Source organism: Halostella sp. PRR32, from assembly GCF_034808085.1.
Classification (GTDB): Archaea; Halobacteriota; Halobacteria; order Halobacteriales; family Natronoarchaeaceae; genus Halostella; species Halostella pelagica.
The window spans coordinates 1-937 of sequence record NZ_JAXHGL010000018.1; the positions used below are offsets into that span (position 1 = coordinate 1).

At 57.7% G+C, this 937-nt stretch carries 1 protein-coding gene; it reads left to right on the top strand.

Annotated elements, in window-relative coordinates; genetic code table 11:
• Positions 1-77 precede the first annotated feature (77 nt).
• A complete protein-coding gene (locus tag SM753_RS20195; RefSeq protein WP_323192882.1) occupies positions 78-905 on the top strand; it encodes an IS5 family transposase in 828 nt (275 codons plus the stop codon).
• The last annotated feature ends 32 nt before the right edge of the window (positions 906-937 follow it).

Here is a 937-nt window from a genome sequence, read left to right on the forward strand (position 1 = left end):
GGCACTGGTGAATCGCTGTAAGGCGACGGGATAGGTCGTCAAATCAAAGGAAGTGAAGCGGGAAATCGCCGATGCCTATGTCGAAGATCTCCCGCTTCACGAGCAAGGCGGTCACGTTAGCTAAAAATGCTGTTGGTGGCCGAGGCGAAGCCGCCGCCCCCGTAGGGGGTGGGGGCTTCGCCGACTACGCCGTCGTTTCGCTCCACTGTCTCCGGATTTACCTTGAGAAATCCTACCGCGAGGCGCTTGATCTCCTGAGCGAGATGCCACATATATTGGCCGAGATCGGTCTCGAAGAGGGCGATCTCCCTGATCACTCCACGTTGGTAAAGGCGTTTGATAGATTCGAGATGAAAGTCTGGCGAGTGCTGCTGCGCCTCTCGGCGCAGCTGCACGACACCGCCGATCACGCCGCGATGGACGCGACATTCTTCGACCGTGAAACCGCTAGCAAGCACTACTGTCGCCGAACGAACTACCGCGTTCAAACGCTGAAAACGACCGCGCTCGTCGATACAAAAACACAAGCTGTACTCGACGTTCACTGTACGACCGAGAAACGTCACGACACACAGATCGGCTGGCAACTCGCCCTCCGCAACGCGGGCGAGATTGCCAGCCTCGCCGCCGACAAAGGCTACGATTGGCAGCGCTTACGAGAGAAATTACGCGAAGAAGGCGTGAGACCGCTGATCAAGCACCGTGAGTTCCGACCCGTCGATTGCGCGCATAACGCGCGCATCGACGAGTCTCTATACGGCCAACGAGCACTGTCTGAGACCGTCTTCTCAACGATCAAGCGGACGCTCGGTCACGCGGTGCGTGCCCGAGCGTGGTACCGCGAATTTCGTGAGATCGTCCTGATGTGTACGGTCTACAACATCAAGCGAGCCGTGAAACAGTGAAATCAAACGCCTTCTGGCGATTCACCAGAGCC

Excerpts from the sequence above, each read along its gene's own strand:
- SM753_RS20195 (WP_323192882.1), top strand. The coding sequence starts at position 78 with ATGTCGAAGATCTCCCGCTTCACGAGCAAGGCGGTCACGTTAGCTAAA.